The sequence below is a fragment of the Mesorhizobium humile genome (assembly GCF_033977215.1).
GTDB classification, from domain to species: domain Bacteria; phylum Pseudomonadota; class Alphaproteobacteria; order Rhizobiales; family Rhizobiaceae; genus Mesorhizobium; species Mesorhizobium humile.
Genome location: NZ_JAVIIV010000037.1, coordinates 1 through 17,748, shown reverse-complemented (window position 1 = coordinate 17,748; position 17,748 = coordinate 1). Strand labels below are relative to the sequence as shown.

Genomic DNA, 17,748 nt, shown 5'->3' with positions numbered 1-17,748 from the left:
TCCGACATGACCGTATCCAACATGTGGCAATTGGCAAGAAAATTAGCGGATCTGGCTGAATAAATTCGCCGGATTGTATCCAATAATAGATTTGGCATCTGTGGAGGATTTCATGACAGACAGGACCGCTTACGATCCGGCGTTGGGCATAGCCTATGTCAATGGCAGCTATATGCCGCTCGCGGAGGCTGCCATTCCGATTACCGACCGAGGCTTCGTGCGGTCCGATGCGACCTATGACGTCACCCATGTCTGGAAGGGCCGCTTCTTCAGGCTCGACGACCATATCGAGCGCTTCCTGGCCTCGATGCGCGGCCTGCGTATGAGCCTGCCGCTGTCGAAGGCCGAGATAGCCGACATCCTGGTCGAATGCGTGCGCCGGAGCGGGCTGCGCGATGCCTATGTGCAGATGACCTGCACGCGCGGCGTGCCGCCGGCCGGCACCCGCGATCCCAGGCTCTGCCAGAACCGGCTCTACGCTTTCGCGCAGCCTTTCGTCTGGATCGCCAATGACGAGCAACGCCGCGACGGGCTGAAGATGGTGGTGAGCTCGGTGCAGCGCATCCCGCCAGAATCGCTCGATCCGCGCATCAAGAATTTCCACTGGCTCGATCTCACCATGGGCATCTTCGAGGCCTACGACAACGACGCCATCGTCGCCGTGCTCAACGACGGCAAGGGCAATGTCACCGAAGGCGCGGGCTTCAATATCTTTTCGGTGAAGCACAACGTCATCACCACGCCGGAGCGCGGCGTCTTCGAGGGCATGACGCGCCGCACGGTGATCGAGCTGGCCGGCGAAGCAGGCGTGACCTGCAAGGTGCGGCCGCTGCCGATCGAGGAATTGGGCGAGGCCGACGAGATCTTTATCTCAAGCTCTGCCGGCGGCATCATGCCGGTGACGGTGCTCGATGGCCGCATCTACGGCAACGGCAAGCCCGGCCCGATCACCAATCGCATCCACGATCTCTACTGGGCCGCGCACAGGGAAGGTCCGCTCTGCACGCCGGTCAATTATGAGACGGCCGCATGAGCGCGCAAACACAACGCGTTTTCCTGGTGACTGGCGGCACGCGCGGCATCGGCGCCGCCTGCGTCGAACGGCTGGCGGCGGATGGCGCGCGGGTCGTCTTCACCGGGCGCGATGGGGCCGCCGCCGATGATGTGATCGCCGCGGTCCCCGGCGCCATCTTCGCCGCCGGCGACGCGACCAGCGAGGCCGATTGCAAGCGCGCGGCCGAGATCGCGCTGGAGCTTGGCAAGGGGCGTATCGCCGGCCTGGTCAACAATGCCGGCGCCGGCGGGCGCGCCGCCTTCGCCCAGACGACGCTCGACGATTGGAACAGGACGATGACGGCCAACACCACCTCGGCCTATCTGTTCACGCGTCATGCGCTTTCGGGTCTGCGGGCCGCGCGCGGCGCCGTGGTGACGATCTCGTCGGTGGCCGGCCTTGTCGGCGAGGAGGGGCTTGCGATCTACACCGCCTCCAAGGCGGCGCTGATCGGCCTGACGCAAGCGCTGGCGCTCGAATATGGCTCGGAGGTGCGTTTCAACGCAGTCTGCCCGGGTCAGATCGCCACGCAGATGATGGCGAAGACGCTTGCCATTCCCGGCCGCCGCGAGCGGCTGGAAAAGCGCATCCCTGCGGCGCGCCTCGGCACACCGGAAGATGTCGCGGAGGCGGTCGGCTGGCTGCTCTCTCCCGCCGCGGGCTTCGTCAACGGCGCGGTGCTCAGCGTCGACGGCGGCGAGACCGCCGGCTTCATGACGCCGCGCGACGATCCGAAGGCCTGACTTTCAGCCCAGCGGCCGCCCCTGATCGGCCATGACCTGGCGCAAGCCGCGCTCGATATCGGCGGGGCGTGCACAAGCGGCGGCCTCCAGTACCTTGGAAATGCTTGGCGAAGCCTCGCCGCCATGCACGCGCTGGACCGGCTGGTCGAGCCAGTCGAAGCAGCGGTTCTGGATCTCGGCGGCGAGCAGGCCGCCATAGGACGTGCCGCGCGCGCCTTGCTCGACCACCAGCACATTGCCGGTCTTGCGGATCGAGGCTTCGATAGTCTGCCAGTCGAGCCCGGCGCGATCGAGCGAGCGCAGGTCGATGACCTCGGCGTCGACGCCGAGACGTTCGACCGCCTCGAGCACCGGGCGCACCATGGCGAGGTAGGTCAGGAGGGTCATCGCCGTGCCCTGGCGCACGACCTTGGCCTTGCCGAGCGGGATGAAGTAGTCGAGGTCGTCGATCGGCGCCGGGCCGGTGGAATTGTAGAGATCGACATGCTCGATGACGAGCACCGGATCCTTGCATCGCAGCGCGCTGTTCATCAGCCCGACATAGTCGAAGGGGGACGAGGGGGCGACGATGCGCCAGCCGGGCGAGGTGGCGAAGATGCCGGCCGGGTCCATGGAGTGCTGCGAACCGTAACCGGTGCCCATGGCAACCTTGGTGCGCAGCACCAGCGGCACGTCGATATCGCCGCCGAACATGTGGCGCGCCTTGCCGATCTGGTTGAAGACCTGGTCGGCCGCCACCCACATGAAGTCCGGATACATGAACTCGACGACCGGAATATAGCGGCCGTCCATGGCAATGCCGCCGCCGAGCCCGGTGAAGGCGGCCTCGCTGATCGGCGTGCCGAGCACCCGGTCGGGGAAGGCGGCGGCAAGGCCGCGCGTCGCGCCGTTGGTGCCGCCCTTCAGCCGGTGCACATCCTCGCCCATGATGACGATGCGGTCGTCCGTCGTCATGCGGCGCTGCATGACGTTGGCCACCACATCGATAAATTTGGCGTCGCCGGCGATCGCGCCGCCGAAGGTTTCAAGTTCCTCCGTGCGCTGGCCGGATAGCTCGGAGAGATCGCTGCGTATGCCGTGGTCGCGAAAACCTTCGTCCGGCCAGAGCGCCGGCTTGATGCGGTTCTTGCCTTCCACCTGCTCGACGAGTTCGGCGGCGACCTCGGCCATCAGCGCAAGCGCGCGTTCGCGCAGAGCGGCAACGCCTGAGCTGCCGATGATCTGACGCTGTTCCATTTCGCTCGCCAGCCGGTCGAGCGGGTCGCGCGCGCGCCATGCCGCCTCCTCGGCCTTGTCGCGATAGCCGAAGGCGCTGCCGGGCAGGGGGCCGTTCTGATGGAAGTAGCGGTAGACATCGGCCTCGATGATGGCTGGCCCGCTGCCATTGCGCATCAACTCCATGGCTTCCTTCGTCGCAAGATAGACGGCGAGGGGATCCATGCCGTCGACTTTCCAGGCGGGAATGGCGAAGGCCGATCCGCGTGCCGACAGGCGCGGCTCGGCGGTCGCTTCCTCGACATGGGTCGAGACAGCGTAGCGGTTGTTCTCGATGAAGAAGCAGAGCGGCAGCTTCCAGGCGGCGGCGATGTTCATCGTCTCCAGCACCGAGCCGATGTTGACGGCGCCGTCGCCGAAATAGGCAAAGGCCACGTCGCCCTTGCCGGCACGCTTGTGCGCCCAGGCCGCGCCCGCGGCCAGCGGCACGCCGCCACCGACGATCGCGTTGGTGCCGAGATTGCCGGCCTCGGCCCAGCGCAAGTGCATCGAGCCGCCGCGACCGCGACAGAAACCCTGAGCGAGACCGAGGATCTCGGCCAGCGATCTTTGCGCCAGGCCGCGAATGGCCGGCGAGAAATCGTCGGCGGGCGCCAATCCCGTCGGCGCGACATAGCGGATCGACTTGGCGAGGAACTGATGATGCGCGCGATGGGATCCATTGATCTGATCGGTTGCGCGCATCAACGCGGCGGAGCCGACGGCGCCGCCTTCCTGGCCGACCGCGGAATGGGCGGGACCATGCACCAGTCCCTGGCCGGCAAGTTCCAGGACTTTCTCCTCGAAGGCACGGATGAGATGGGCCGAAACCAGCATCGATTCCAGCACGGCCGGATCGGCGTCATCCCAGTCGGCGCGTGTCGTGTGGAGCTCGCGCCAGGGGGCTGACGGGGCCAATGTCGCGTAGTCGGGCATCGTACTTCCTGGCGCGCTGGTGGCTGGTTTGAGAAGCTTATTGGATACGATAGAGACGTATCGTGCTTTTTAAAAGGCAAAAATTGCCTATATTGATTATCATTGGATACATTAAGTGGATATGCCAATCTCTGGCCGAGGCGCGCGATGCGATCGGCCCTCGATACCGCGCGTCAGCCTTGTCAGTCCGCCTCGGGCACGAGAATGCGCGTCACATGTTCGGCAATCGCCAGGCTGGAGGTCAGGCCGGGACTTTCGATGCCGAAGAGATTGACCAGGCCGGCGCTTCCATGGGTCGTCGCATCCTGGATGACGAAGTCGCTGTTTTCTTCGCCCGGACCGGAGAGTTTCGGCCGAATGCCGCTATAGGCCGGCTGCAGGCTGTCGTCGGCCAGATCCGGCCAGTATTTGCGGATCGCATCGTAGAAGCGTTTGCCGCGCGCCGGATCGACGCGGTAGTCGAGCGTGTCGGTCCATTCGACGTCGGGCCCGAACCGGGCCGTGCCGCCGAGATCAAGCGTCAGGTGAACGCCGAGCCCGCCCGGTTCGGGCACGGGGTAGATCAGCCGCGAGAAGGGCGCTCGGCCCGCCACCGAGAAGTAATTGCCCTTGGCGTAGCGAAGCGTCGGCAAGAACTGCCGACCGAAGCCTTCGAGCGAGCCCGCCAGCGCCACGGCGCCAAGGCCGGCCGCGTTGATGAGGCGCGGTGTGGCGATCTCGAAACCTTCACCGCTTGCCGTGTCGCTCGTCTGGAGCACGATACGACCGGCATCGATGCGGCCCGAAACGATGCGCGTGTTGAGCGACAGCATCGCGCCGCTTTCCTCGGCGTCGCCGTGCAGGGCGAGCATGAGGGCGTGGCTGTCGATGATACCGGTGGAGGGCGAGAGCAGCGCCTTGGTGCAATGAAGCGCCGGCTCCAGGGTCTGCGCTTCAGCGGCGGAAACGAAGCGCAGATCGTCGACGCCGCAGGCCGCGGCGCCGGCTCGGATCGCGGCAAGCACGGGTTCCTGGGCCTCGTCGGTCGCGACGATCAGCTTGCCGGAGCGGCGGTGCGGGATCGCGCGTTCCGCGCAGTAGCGGTAGAGCATGTCGCGGCCGGCGACGCAGAGCCGGGCCTTCAGCGATCCTTGCGGATAGTAGATGCCGGCATGGATCACTTCCGAATTGCGCGAGCTCGTCGCGGTGCCGATGGCAGCCGCCGCCTCGAGGATCAGCGTGTCCAGGCCGCGCGCGGCCATCTTGCGCGCAATCGCCAGACCAACCACGCCGGCGCCGGCGACGATGCAGTCGATCTGTTCCATTCTCAGCCTGCCTTGGCCGTGTCGGCGGCGCGCCTGCTGAGCAGCCGTTCGAGAATCACGTTTCCACCCTCGGTGATATCGGCGATGATCGCACGTTCGGCGGCATCGGCATCCTTCTTTTCGACCGCGGCGAGCACCGCGTGGTGATTGTCGATCATGGCGCGGCCGCCTTCATGATAGGATTCCGCGATCAGCGGACCCATCTGCAGCCAGAGCCGGTTAAGGATGCCGCGCAGCACCACCATGTCGCCTATGTCGGCAAGCGCGAAGTGGAATGTCTGGTTGAGCTCCAGCCCTTCGGTCCAGTTCCTGTCGGCGATCGCGCGCTCGTTGCGGGCGATCAGATCGCGCAGCCGCTCGATATCCCTGGCCGTCGCCTTGAGCGCGGCCTCGCGCGCGGCGAGACCTTCGAGCTTCAGCCTGATCTGGCGGATCTCGCGATAGCGTTCCAGCGTGATGATGGGAACGCGCACCTCGCGCGCCGATTTCTGCACCAGCGCCTCGTCCTGGATGAGGCGCAGGATCGCGTCGCGCACCGGCGTGACGCTGGTTCCGAGCGACTGGGCGAGGTCGCGGATGGTCAGCCTGGCATCCGGCGCGAAACGCCCCTTGATCAGCGCCTCGGCGACGCGCGCATAGACGGTTTCGCCGAGGTTTTCGCGCTCGAGCGCTTCGAAGCTGAAGCTCGCCATGCCGTTCCCGTCCCGTTTTTGGCCGCCGGCCCAAAAGGGCTTGACAGTATATCTTATAAGAAACATGATGCATCAAACAGCATAATGCAAGAGGGAACTGCGACCCCTTGGACGAGGGGAGGCAGGGCAATTCCCGCTTGGATGCCTGCAGACAGGAGCCGTCATGGACGCCAGACCGAATTCCCCAGAAGCCCGCGACATCCGCTACCACCTGCATGGCTACACCAACGCCCGCAAGCACCAGGAGACGGGGCCGCTGGTGATCGAAAAGGGCGATGGCATCTATGTCGAGGACATCGCCGGCAATCGCTATATCGAGGCGATGGCGGGTTTGTGGAGCGTCGCCGTCGGCTTCTCGGAAAAGCGACTGGTGGATGCTGCGACGAGGCAGATGTCGAAGCTGCCCTTCTATCACGACTTCGGCTCGAAGGCGCATTCGCCGTTGATCGACCTGGCTGAGCAACTGGTTCAGATGGCGCCGGTGCCGATGAGCAAGGCCTATTTCACCAATTCCGGTTCCGAGGCCAACGACACCGCGATCAAGATGATCTGGTATCGGTCGAACGCGCTCGGCCAGCCGGCGCGCAAGAAGATCATCAGCCGCAAGCGCGGCTATCATGGCGTCACCATCGCCTCGGCGAGCCTGACCGGCCTGCCCAACAACCATCTCTCCTTCGACCTGCCGATCGCCAATATCCTGCACACGTCGACGCCGCATCACTGGCGCGACGCGGAGCCCGGCGAAAGCGAGGAGCAGTTTTCCGCGCGGCTCGCCGACGATCTGGAAAAGCTCATCCTTGCCGAGGGGCCTGAAACGATCGCCGCCTTTATCGGCGAGCCGATCATGGGCGCCGGTGGCGTCGTCGTTCCGCCTGCCGGCTATTGGGAAAAGATCCAGGCGGTGCTGTCGAAATACGACATCCTGCTGGTGGCCGACGAGGTGATCTGCGGTTTCGGCCGCACCGGCGAGATGTTCGGCTCGCAGACCTTCGGCATCAAGCCCGACATCTTGGTGCTGTCGAAGCAGATTTCGTCCTCCTACCTGCCGATCTCGGCGCTCGTCATCAATGACAAGGTGTTCGAGCCGATCGCCGACGAGAGCGACCGCATCGGCACCTTCGGCCACGGCTTCACCGGTGGCGGTCATCCGGTCGCCGCGGCCGTCGCGCTGGAGAACATCAAGCTGATCGAGGAGCGCGACCTCGTCGGCAACGCGCGCAAGGTCGGCGCGCATCTGCAGGCAAGGCTGCGCAAGCTCGCCTCGCATCCGCTGGTCGGCGAGGTGCGCGGCGTCGGCCTCATCGCGGCCGTTGAGCTCGTCGCCGACAAGGCAAGCCAGGCGCCCTGGGGCAAGCCGGCGGCGCTCGGCGCGCTGGTCAACGGCTTCCTGCAGCAGAACGGCGTCATCTCGCGCAATATGGGCGACGCCATCGCCTTCTGTCCGCCGTTGATCATCACCGAGGCGCAGGTCGACGCTTTGGTCGATGCGTTCGAGCGTTCGCTCGACGCCGCGTTGCCGCAGGTTCGGGCGCAGGGCTGAGCCAGCCTAGAGCAGTCGAAACGCCCTGTCGGGCGCGCGGCCTATCGCGCGCATTGACACATAAGATATAAGATGTAAGTTGTGAGTTGCGCGATCCAAAAGAGCTGAATGGATACATTTGTACGAAATTCCGCATTTTGAAGTTTGAAATGCCGACGAAGAAGTGGCAGATTGGATACAAAACTGACCGGGATTAACCGGTCGATCGAGTAGAAACTCCAGGCCCTCCAAGGGCAGCTGTTCAAATGGGAGACTGATATGAGTGGATTGAAGAAGACGCTGGCTTTGGCGCTGTCGGCGACGGTGCTGTCGGCCGGAATGGCGCATGCCGCCGACTGGTGGCCGTTCAAGATCGCCTCGGCGAAGGATGGCGACCTCAAGAAGGTCGGAGAGATCGAATACAAGCCGCTCGACAAGGCGGAGAAGCCCTGGAAGCTCTGCGTGCTCTTCCCACATCTGCAGGACAGCTATTGGGTGTCGGTGGACTACGGCATCGTCGAGGAGGCCAAGCGCCTGGGCGTCAAGGTGACGGTGCTGCAGGCGGGTGGATACACCGCGCTGCCGAAGCAGATCTCGCAATATGACGACTGCGTCGCCGCGGGCGCCGACGCCATCCTGATCTCGGCGATCTCGGAAGCCGGCATGGCCGCCAAGATCAACGAAGGCATGGGCAAGGGCATCGTCAACATCGCCGTCGCCAATCCGATCCTGGAGACGCCGATAACCGCCCGCATCACGCCCGATTTCTACCAGAAGGGTTTTCAGACCGGCGAGTATGTGAAGAAATTTCTCGGCGACAAGCAGGGCACCGCGGTTGCATTCCCGGGTCCGCAGGGCAGCGGCTGGGCCGAGACCTACATGAACGGCTTCCGTGACAGCACCAAGAGCGGCAACATCAAGCTGGTCGGCGAAATGTTCGGCGAGGCCAGCGTGCCGGCGCAGCTCAAGCTGGTCGAGGATGCGCTGCAGACCCATCCGGACGTCAACGTCATCTGGGGCGGCGCCCCGACGGCGGAAGCCGCGATTGGCGCCGTGGCCGATGCCGGCCTGAGCAACGTAACGATCATGTCCTCCTATGAGAACCAGACCATGCTGAAGGCCGTCAAGGACGGCTCGGTGCTCGGCTTCGCCACCGAATATCCGGTCATCATGGGACGCATCGGCGTCGACCTCGCGGTCCGCGCCCTGGAGAAGAAGGATCACGAAAAGGTCCTGCTGGTTGCCCCCGGCATCGTTACCAAGGACAATGTCGACAAGATCGACACGACCCAGATCTTCGCGCCGGACAACTGGCGCCCCGTGTTCTCGGTCGAATAGTAACGTGGCCGCCGGCGCGGCCTTCAGCTTCGCGATTGGATCGCGATCCTCCCGGCCTGACCGCCTTGCAGAAGGCGGTCAGGCGACTTGATGCAATTCCTGGCAAAACCGCCGCGCAGTTTACCCGAATTGCTCTTGCCGGCTTTGGGGCCTTTGGACGAGATGCTGCAAGTTACAGGGTTCACCAAGAGATTCCGAGGCGTAGCCGCGCTCGACAATGTCGACTTCTCCCTCAACGAGGGCGAGGTCCATGCGTTGCTTGGCGAGAATGGCGCCGGCAAGTCGACGCTCATCAATCTCATTGCCGGCACGTTTCCCTGGGCTGAAGGCGTCTACCGCATCAATGGCCGCACCATCACCAGCCTGACGCCGCAGGTGGCGCAAGAGATCGGCATTGCCGCGGTCTTCCAGGAATTCAGCCTGGTTCCGGACCTAACCGTGGTCGAAAACATCTTCCTCGGCCGGGAACAGTCATCCGGGCTGTTCCTGAAACGCAAGCAGATGCGCCAGGCAGCGGCCGAGTTGCTGGACAGCCTCGGCTTCCATTTGCCGCTCGACGAGAAGGTCGCATTCCTATCGCGCGCGCAAAAGCAGATGGTCGAGATCGCCAAGGCGCTGCGCATGCGGCCAAAGGTGCTCATCCTCGACGAGCCGACCGCGTCGCTCACCGACGGCGAGGCGGAGAAACTGTTCAACGCCGTGGTGCTGCTCAAGGCGCGCGGCGTCGGCATCATCTATGTCTCGCATCGTATGAGCGAGATCCGCAATCTCTCCGACCGCGTCACCGTGCTGCGCGGCGGCAAGAAGATCGGCACGGTCGTCACCGCCGAGATTTCGGACGAGGGGCTGATCGAGATGATGGTCGGCCGTCCCGTCGACCAGCTTTTTCCGAAGATCGAGCACAAGCCCGGCGCAGTCAGGCTCGAAGTGCGGGATCTCACGACGGAAAAGCACTCCGTCATCGGCGCTTCCTTTATCGCCCGCGCGGGCGAGGTGGTCGGCTTGGCCGGTCTCGTCGGCTGCGGGCGCAGCGAACTCTGCCGCGCCGTCTTCGGCCTGGAGACCGTCGAGGCCGGCGCGATCATGCTGGGCGACAAGGCGGTCGAGCGGCCGACGCCGACGTCGATGCTTGCCGCCAATGTCTGCTATTTCCCGGCAGATCGCGGCTCGGAGGGCCTGGCGCTGGCACGCTCGGCGCGCGAGAACGCAACCATGAGCTCGCTCGACCTGCCGGAACTGTCGTCCGGGCCGGTGCTGAAATTCTGGCGCGAGAACGAGACGATCAAGACGCCGCTCGCCAATCTGGCGCTGAGGCCCATGGCGCCTGAGCGCAAGGCGTCCGCCTTCTCCGGCGGCAACCAGCAGAAGCTGATGCTGGCGCGCGGGCTGATGAAGCCGTTCGACGTCTACCTGTTCGACGAACCGACCGTCGGCATCGATGTCGGCGCCAAGGCCGATGTCTACAATCTCATCAAGTCGCTGGTCGAGGCCGGCGCCTCGGTCGTGGTCTCGACATCCGAATTGCCGGAGCTGATCAATCTCGCCTCGCGGGTCTATGTCATGCATGAAGGCAAGGTGGTCGCCGAGCTTGCACAGGATGAGCTCAGCGAAGCCCAGGTCCTGTCGCATTATTTCGGAGGTCGCGCATGAGCTCGGAAACGGCGACCATGACCGTTGCCAACGCGCCATCGCATCGCGCGAGCCGGCTCGACCGCTTCCTCATGCAAGGCGGCATCGTCATCACGTTCCTGGTCGTGGCGGTGGTCGCGACCGCGCTGATCGAGCCACGCTTCCTCAACCGGCTCAACCTGCTCAATGTCATGCGCAATTTCGCGCTGCTGCTCATCCCGTCGCTGGCGCAGATGCTGGTGATGACGGCCGGCGGCTTCGACCTCTCCGTCGGCGCCGTGGTGGCGGCGACCTCGGTGGTGACGGCTGCCGTGATGCTTGTCGGCAGCGGCTATTTCCCGGGCATGGAGCTGGTCGTCATCCTTGCCTCGCTGGTCATCGCGCTCGGCGCCGGCGCGCTTGTCGGGCTGGTCAATGCCGGGCTTGTGGCGACCTTCTCGCTCTCGCCCTTCATGGTGACGCTGGCGATGATGTCGGTGCTGATGGGCATCGCGCTCTATTTCACGCAAGGCATCCCGATCTATGGCGTGGCCGACTCCTTCATTGCCAATGTCGGACGCGGCCAGTTCCTCAGCCTGCCGATCGTGCTCTGGGTGGGATTGGCGGTGCTTGCCGCCTGCATCGTCATGCAGCGCTTCACGGCGCTCGGCCGCCACATCTATGCGGTCGGCAGCGATCAGCGCTCGGCGCGCCTGTCGGGTGTCTCCACCGGCCGCACGCTGATGGTGGCCTATATGCTTGCCGGCCTGCTCGCCGCGCTCACCGGCTTCCTGATGACGTCGCGGCTCGGCTCCGGCCAGTCGACGATCGGCGGAACCCTGGCGCTCGAAACCATTGCCGCTGCCGTCATCGGCGGCGTCTCGCTGCGCGGCGGCGTCGGCCGCGCGGAACTGGTGGCGCTTGCGGCGCTGTTCCTGTCGGTCATCGCCAACGCGATGAACCTGGTGCAGGTCGACAGCAAGTACCAGACGCTGGTGCTCGGCGCGGTTTTGATCATAGCCTTAGCCATCGAACGGCTTCTGCTGAGGAAGCGGCAGTCATGAGCATGGAGGCCAAGACACAACCGATGGCTCAGAGCTCCGGCCTTTCGCTGAAAGAGTTATTGCGCGCCGCGCGTTTGCCGATCGCCATTGTCGTTGTCCTCATCCTGTTCGGCCTGGTCGAGCCGCGTGTTCTGTCCCTCGGCAATTTCCGCAACATCGCGCTGCAGGCGAGCTATCTCGCGATCTTCGCCATGGCGCAGACCATGGTGCTTCTGACCCGCGGCTTCGACCTTTCTCTCGGCTACACCGTCTCGCTGGTCAGCGTCGCCGCCTCGATGGCGATGGTGGCGATGGGCGGCGGCGATGCCTCGATCCTCTATGGCGTCGGCGCCGCGGTGCTAATCGCCGGCGCGATCGGCCTCGCCAACGGCGTGCTGATAGCCGGCATCGGCATCAACCCGCTGGTGACGACGCTCGGCATGGCCAATATGGTGCTGGCCTTCGCCTCGACGATCAGCGGTGGCTTCCCAGTCACCGGCTTGCCGAAGGGCCTCACCGCCGAGTTCGCGCAGGGATCGCCGCTCTCGATTCCGATGCCGATCTGGATCGCCGCGCTGGCGTTCCTGCTTCTGTTCCTGACGCTCAAGGCGACGCGCTTCGGTCGAAGCCTCTACATCATCGGCGCCAATCCCAGGGCGGCGGTGGCGGCAGGCATCCGCACCGTGCCGGTGCTGGTGCTGGCCTACGTGCTTTGCGCGCTGCTGGCAGCGCTCGGCGCCCTTTTGCTCACCGCGCGCACCGGCTCCGGCGAGCCGAATCTCGGCGGCAATCTCACACTGGAAGCCATCGCGGCCGCCGTGGTCGGCGGCGTGCGCCTTTCCGGCGGCGAGGGCGGCGTGGGCGCCGCCGTGCTCGGCGCGCTGTTCGTCACCGTGCTCTCCAACGGCATGAACCTCGTCCAGATCGACGGCTATCTGCAGCAGATCTGCCTGGGCGTCATCATCATCGTCAGCCTGATCGTCAATCGCGACGAAGCCAGGCGCTGATACTCCAACCCTTCGGGAAGCTCGTATGGCCTATCAAGTTTGCATCGACATCGGCGGCACCTTCACCGACTGCCTTGTCTCGAACAGCAAGGGCGAGATCGCCATCTTCAAGTCGCCGACGACGCCGGGCGAATTCGAAAAAGGCTTCATCAACGTGCTGCATGTCGCGGCCGAGGGGTATGGCCTGAGCGGCGCCGACTTCATGAGAGAGATCGACCTCATCGTGCACGGTTCGACCGTGTCCACCAACGCGCTGGTCGAGCGCAAGACGGTCAAGGTCGGCCTCATCCTGACCGCCGGCCACCAGGACATACTGGTGCTGCGCGAAGGTCCGCGCAAAGGCGCCTTCCAGTGGCGGCTGAACTATCCCGATCCCTATGTGCCGCGGCATCTCACCAAGACCGTCGCCGGCCGTATCGACGCGCGCGGCCGCGAGCTTGCGCCGCTTTCGCTGGATGACGTGCGCAAGGCCGCCGCCGAGTTCCGCGGCCTGGGCGTCGAGGCGATCGCCGTCGGCCTCTTATGGTCGGTGGTCAATCCGGCGCATGAGCTTGCCGTGCGCGAGATCCTGGAGAAGGAGCTGCCCGGCATCCCGGTGACGCTCAGCCACGAGATCAACCCGATGCCGCGTGAATACAAACGCATCATCGCGGCCGCGATCGATGCCTCGATCAATCCGATCGTGCGCACATATATCGAGAAGCTGAAGACGGCGCTCGACGAGGAAGGTTTCGAAGGCGAACTGCTGCTGGCCAATTGCGTCGGCGGCATGATGCCTTTGGCTGAGATGATCCGGAAGCCGATCTACAGCGTCATGTCCGGCCCGACGCTGGCGCCGATGGCGGCGCTGGCGCTCTCCGACGAGCCCGACATCATCGTCGGCGACATGGGCGGCACCACCTTCGACGTGTCGGCGCTGCGCGACCACCAGATCATCGTCACGCCGGACAGTATGATCCATGACGATTCGCTCGGCATCCCCAAGGTCGACGTGCGCTCGGTCGGCGCCGGCGGCGGCTCCATCGCCTTCGTCGACGAAGGCGGGTTGCTGCAGGTCGGCCCGCGCAGCGCCGGCGCGCGGCCGGGTCCGGCCTGCTACGGCCAGGGCGGCACCGAGCCGACGGTGACGGACGCCAATGTCGTGCTCGGCATCGTCGATCCGGATTACTTCCTCGGCGGCAAGATGCAGCTGAAGCGCGAGCTGGCGGAAGCGGCGGTCGACAAGATCGCGACGCGGCTCGGCGTGTCGCGGCAGGAAGCGGCCTACGCGATCTACACCACCAGCAACCACAACATGGTGGCGGCGATCGAGGAGATCACCGTGCGCGAAGGCATCAATCCGCGCGACTCCTTCTTCGTCTGCGGCGGCGGCGCCACCGCTATCCACATCGCCGAGATGGCCGACATCCTCGGCTTGAAGCGCTACATGGTGCCGCGCTTCATGGCCGGCCTCAGCGCTTTCGGCGGCCTGATCTCCGATATCCGTTCGGAAGAGAGCGCGGTGCTGCTCACCTCCGATGCCGACTTCAACGTTGCCGGCGTCAACGATGCGCTGAAGCGCCTGAAACAGGCCGGCAACAATTTTCTCGCCGACGCCGGCGTCGCGCCGGAAAACCGCCAGTTCGAATTCTCCTTCCTCGGTCGCTACGAATACCAGTCCTTCGAGATTGAGGTGCCTTTCGAGGCCAAGGACGGGATGGTGTCCGAGAGCGATCTGCCGGGTCTGGTCGAGGCCTTCCACAAGATGCATGAGCGCATCTATTCGATCCGCGCCGACAACGACGTCGTCGAGTTCACGGCGTGGAAGCTGCGCGCCATCGGCAAGCGCTCCGGCCAAGACATCTGGCAGAAGAACACGCTGCCCGATCAGGTCGGCGCCATCGACCTGAAGGCCAGGCGCGGCATCTACCAGCAGGAGAGCGGCCGTGTCGAAACGGTGCCCGTCTACGAACTTGCGCAGCTACGTGCCGGCGCGCAGCTTGCCGGCCCCTGCCTTGTCGAAGCCGAGACCTTCACGGCTTATCTCAAGGACCAGCATCAAGGGCAGATCGACCGTTACGGCAATCTCGTCGTCAACATCGCCTAGTTCCACAATCACGTGAGAGAACGACCCATGGACTCCATCAACAGGCTCGAACTCGACGTCGTCACTGAACGCCGTGTCGACCCCTTCCTGATGTCAGTGCTGAAAAGCCGCTTCGAGGCGATCGTGCGCGAGATGACCCTGGTCGTCATGCGCGCCAGCCGCTCGGCGGTGATCAAGAACGCGCGCGACTTCTCCTGCGCCATCCTGACCTACGATCACCGGTTGGTCTCGGTCGAGGACGCCCTGCCGATCCACGTCATGTCTATGGACATGGCGACGCGGCCGCTGACCGACCTGTTCGACGACATCACGCAGGGAGACATCTTCCTCAACAACTGCCCCTACACCGGCGGCACGCACCATGCCGACCTGATCATGGCGATGCCGGTGTTCTTCGAGGGCGAGCCGCTGTTCTGGGTCGTGGCGCTGTCGCACCACGCCGACACCGGCGCGCCAGTGCCGTCGACCTATCTGCCCTTCGCCAAGAACATCTTCGAGGAAGGCATGCATTTCCCTTGCGTGCGCGTCGCGCAGAACTACGAGGAGAAGAAGGACATCCTGCGCATCGGCACGATGCGCAACCGCGTGCCGGACATGTGGCTGGGCGACGTGCGCGCGCAGATCGGCGCCTGCCGCACCGGCGAGCGCCGCATCAGCGAGTTGTTCGCGCGCTACGGCTGCGACACCATTCTCGGTTTCGTCGAGGATTGGTTTGACTACGGCGCGCGCTGCGCCAAGGCGGCGATCGCCAAGCTGCCGGCCGGCAGCTACAGCTACGAGACTCGCCATGACCCGGTGCCGGGCGTCGCCGACGAAGGCATCCCGGTCAAGGTGACGATCAATGTCTATCCGGAGAAGGGCGAGATCGTCGTCGACGTGCGCGACAACATCGACAATGTGCCGGGCGGCCTTAACCTGTCAGAGAACACCGCGACCGGCTCCTGCCGCATCGGCGTTTTCAACAATCTCGACGAAAGCATTCCCCACAATGAGGGCGCGAAGTCGCAGATCAAGGTGCTGTTGCGCGAGGGAAGCGTCATCGGCAAGCCGAAATATCCGGTCGGCACCTCGGTCGCCACCACCAATGTCAACGACCGGCTGATGATCGCCGGCAATTGCGTCTTCTCGCGCATGGGCGCGCCTTACGGTCAGGCCGAGAGCGGCTCGCACCTGCCGGCCGGCGTCGGCGTCATCTCCGGCGCGGACCCGTTCAAGCACGGCAAGTCCTATGTCAACCAGGTCTTCGTCGGTTATGCCGGCGGCGGCGCCCGCTACGGCTTCGACGGCTGGCTGACCTATTGCGGTCCGGCCAATGCCGGCCTCATCCAACTCGACTCGGTCGAGGTCGACGAGTCGATGTATCCGATCGTCATCGAGCGTCGTGGCGTGCTGCCCGGATCGCAGGGCTTCGGCGAGTTCGAGGGCGCGCCGGCGACCGGCGGCGTCTTTTATCCGCTCGACCACGACATGACGATTGTCTACGCGGCCGACGGCACCAGCTTCCCGCCGCGCGGCGTGCTGGGCGGGGGCGACGGTAAGGAGAGCGAGACGATCAAGCTCCGCGCCGGCGAAAAGATCGTGCTGCCGGCCTTCAGCGAGGAGACGATCGAGGACGGCGCCAGGATCGAATTCACCGCCTGCGGCGGCGGCGGTTACGGCGATCCGCTGAAGCGCGATCCGAAGCGGGTGGCCGCGACCGTAAATCGCGGCTGGCTGAGCCGCGAGGACGCCGAGACGGTCTACAAGGTGGTTCTGGTCGAGGCCGACGAGCCTGGCCTGCTCCAGGTCGACGAGGCCCGTACATCCGCCCTTAGAACGGTTTGACTCCAAGAGGCGTGGAACGGGTCTGCAAGGGACTTCGGATTTGCCGGTGTCGCCAACACACTCAAGCCCGAACTGATCTCGTTGCAGCTTGAGAGCATGCCCTGCATCTCGGTCGTGGCGACCCGGTTCCACCCCGGGACTATGTTGTCCAAATCAATGGAGCGCAGGCTCGGGTCAATGAAAGAGGCCGATACAGGGTCGATGCGGGCGACGTGGTTGTTCGGGCCACACGCCAAGATTGGAGAGAGCAGGGATCGTGGAATAGGCCGCCTGGCGACCCTCGATCGGACGCCGGCGTCTCGACCCGGCATTTTGATCGCTGCCGATTCGGCTACGGTTGGATCTTTCGCCGAATCGCATCGGGTGAATTGGAATCGAATCAACCAAACTGCTAATTTTTGCTATCTATTGCTATATCTGTCGCGCGGTCCCATATATCCCGGGAAGGTTCCCCATGCCCAATTATGCCTTGAACGATCATTACGAGCGCTTCATCAAGAAGCAGCTCGAGTCGGGCCGCTACAACAATGCCAGCGAGGTTGTCCGCGCCGGCCTGCGTATGCTCGAGGATTTTGAGGCGGAGCGAGAGAAGTGGCTGCGCGAGGAAATCCCGTCTCGCATGGCCGAGCTCCAGCAGGATCCGGCAAAGGGAATCCCCGCTGAAACGGTGTTCTGCCGGCTGGAGGCCCGTCATCGCGCGCGGCAGGCGAAAGCCAAGTAGGGGATGGAATACCGGGTTGTCTTCCACGCGAGCGCGGAAGCCGAGCTCGAACAGCTCTATGACGATATAGCCGGGCGTGAGTCGCCGGCGGTTGCCTGGGATTTTGTCGTCGGCATCCGCGATCATTGTCTGGGCTTGTCGACTTTTCCACAGCGCGGCACCGAGCGGGTGGAGATCATGCCGGGGCTGCGGATTATCGGTTATCGCCGCGCGGTCAGTATCGTTTTCACCGTCGATGGCGAACGTGTGCTGATCCTGGGCATCTTCTACGCCGGCCGGAGCATTACGCCTGAATTGCTCGAAGAGCGGCTCTAAACCGACGTTCAGGCGGCCGTGGCGGTCGACATTCGGCTAAGCGCCGCAGGGACGATTTCGGTTGAAAGCATCCCGCTCGGCGGAGCGGTTGTGGCCGCTATCGCCGTGATGGCCTGGCAACGGGCCGCCGGCCAAAATTGAACCAAGCCAGCTCACGATTTTTGCCTTCGTGGATATCTCCACGAGAAATCGAAAAAAGAGCGATCTTGGCTGTTGACAGGTCGATCGGGTGGCGACTATATACGCCCCACGAACGAGGGCGGTGCGCCGCTGGCGACGAAGAAGTTTGCTTCTAAATCTGCCC

General features: G+C 64.4%; 14 protein-coding genes. 11 read left to right on the top strand and 3 right to left on the bottom strand.

The genetic code is table 11. From position 1 onward, the window contains the following. The first annotated feature begins 112 nt into the window (after window positions 1-112). Both RFM52_RS31290 and RFM52_RS31285 read left to right on the top strand, forming a co-directional pair. Window positions 113-1,033, top strand: coding sequence for an aminotransferase class IV (locus RFM52_RS31290; RefSeq protein WP_320298831.1), 921 nt, complete (start codon window positions 113-115; stop codon window positions 1,031-1,033). After that, a complete protein-coding gene (locus RFM52_RS31285; RefSeq protein WP_320298830.1) occupies window positions 1,030-1,797 on the top strand; it encodes an SDR family NAD(P)-dependent oxidoreductase in 768 nt (255 codons plus the stop codon). Before RFM52_RS31290 ends, RFM52_RS31285 begins: the two co-directional genes overlap by 4 nt. Window positions 1,798-1,800: 3 nt before the next feature. Here RFM52_RS31285 and RFM52_RS31280 read toward each other — a convergent pair whose 3' ends face one another. The 3 genes from RFM52_RS31280 to RFM52_RS31270 all read right to left on the bottom strand — a co-directional run bounded on the left by RFM52_RS31280 (window position 1,801) and on the right by RFM52_RS31270 (window position 5,983). Then, on the bottom strand, window positions 1,801-3,987 hold the full coding sequence (locus RFM52_RS31280; RefSeq protein ID WP_320298829.1) for an alpha-ketoacid dehydrogenase subunit alpha/beta: 2,187 nt from the start codon (window positions 3,985-3,987) through the stop codon (window positions 1,801-1,803). Window positions 3,988-4,169: 182 nt separating this feature from the next. After that, complete coding sequence (locus RFM52_RS31275; RefSeq protein ID WP_320298828.1) at window positions 4,170-5,291, bottom strand: NAD(P)/FAD-dependent oxidoreductase; 1,122 nt, start codon at window positions 5,289-5,291, stop codon at window positions 4,170-4,172. A 2-nt stretch (window positions 5,292-5,293) separates the two neighbouring features. Next, window positions 5,294-5,983, bottom strand: coding sequence for a GntR family transcriptional regulator (locus tag RFM52_RS31270; RefSeq protein WP_320298827.1), 690 nt, complete (start codon window positions 5,981-5,983; stop codon window positions 5,294-5,296). A gap of 163 nt (window positions 5,984-6,146) precedes the next feature. On the opposite strand from RFM52_RS31270, the gene RFM52_RS31265 reads away from it, so the two are divergent. From RFM52_RS31265 to RFM52_RS31225, 9 genes are all read left to right on the top strand, one after another. Further along, on the top strand, window positions 6,147-7,523 hold the full coding sequence (locus tag RFM52_RS31265) for an aspartate aminotransferase family protein (RefSeq protein ID WP_320298826.1): 1,377 nt from the start codon (window positions 6,147-6,149) through the stop codon (window positions 7,521-7,523). Between the two features lie 258 nt (window positions 7,524-7,781). Further along, window positions 7,782-8,840 carry a TMAO reductase system periplasmic protein TorT gene (torT, locus tag RFM52_RS31260; RefSeq protein WP_320298825.1) on the top strand — a complete coding sequence of 353 codons (1,059 nt, stop codon included), beginning with the start codon at window positions 7,782-7,784 and terminating at the stop codon, window positions 8,838-8,840. 162 nt (window positions 8,841-9,002) lie between these two features. Beyond that, a complete protein-coding gene (locus RFM52_RS31255; RefSeq protein WP_320298824.1) occupies window positions 9,003-10,490 on the top strand; it encodes a sugar ABC transporter ATP-binding protein in 1,488 nt (495 codons plus the stop codon). Beyond that, entirely contained in the window at window positions 10,487-11,512 is a 1,026-nt protein-coding gene (locus RFM52_RS31250; RefSeq protein ID WP_320298823.1) for an ABC transporter permease, read from the top strand. Before RFM52_RS31255 ends, RFM52_RS31250 begins: the two co-directional genes overlap by 4 nt. After that, a complete protein-coding gene (locus RFM52_RS31245) occupies window positions 11,509-12,498 on the top strand; it encodes an ABC transporter permease (RefSeq protein ID WP_320298822.1) in 990 nt (329 codons plus the stop codon). Before RFM52_RS31250 ends, RFM52_RS31245 begins: the two co-directional genes overlap by 4 nt. Window positions 12,499-12,523: 25 nt before the next feature. Next, entirely contained in the window at window positions 12,524-14,584 is a 2,061-nt protein-coding gene (locus RFM52_RS31240; protein ID WP_320298821.1) for a hydantoinase/oxoprolinase family protein, read from the top strand. Window positions 14,585-14,611: 27 nt separating this feature from the next. Further along, a complete protein-coding gene (locus RFM52_RS31235) occupies window positions 14,612-16,408 on the top strand; it encodes a hydantoinase B/oxoprolinase family protein (protein ID WP_320298820.1) in 1,797 nt (598 codons plus the stop codon). 454 nt (window positions 16,409-16,862) lie between these two features. After that, window positions 16,863-17,129 (top strand): type II toxin-antitoxin system ParD family antitoxin, encoded by a 267-nt coding sequence (locus RFM52_RS31230; RefSeq protein WP_320298819.1) that lies wholly within the window; start codon window positions 16,863-16,865, stop codon window positions 17,127-17,129. Window positions 17,130-17,132: 3 nt separating this feature from the next. Further along, complete coding sequence (locus RFM52_RS31225) at window positions 17,133-17,444, top strand: type II toxin-antitoxin system RelE/ParE family toxin (RefSeq protein WP_320298818.1); 312 nt, start codon at window positions 17,133-17,135, stop codon at window positions 17,442-17,444. Window positions 17,445-17,748 lie beyond the last annotated feature (304 nt).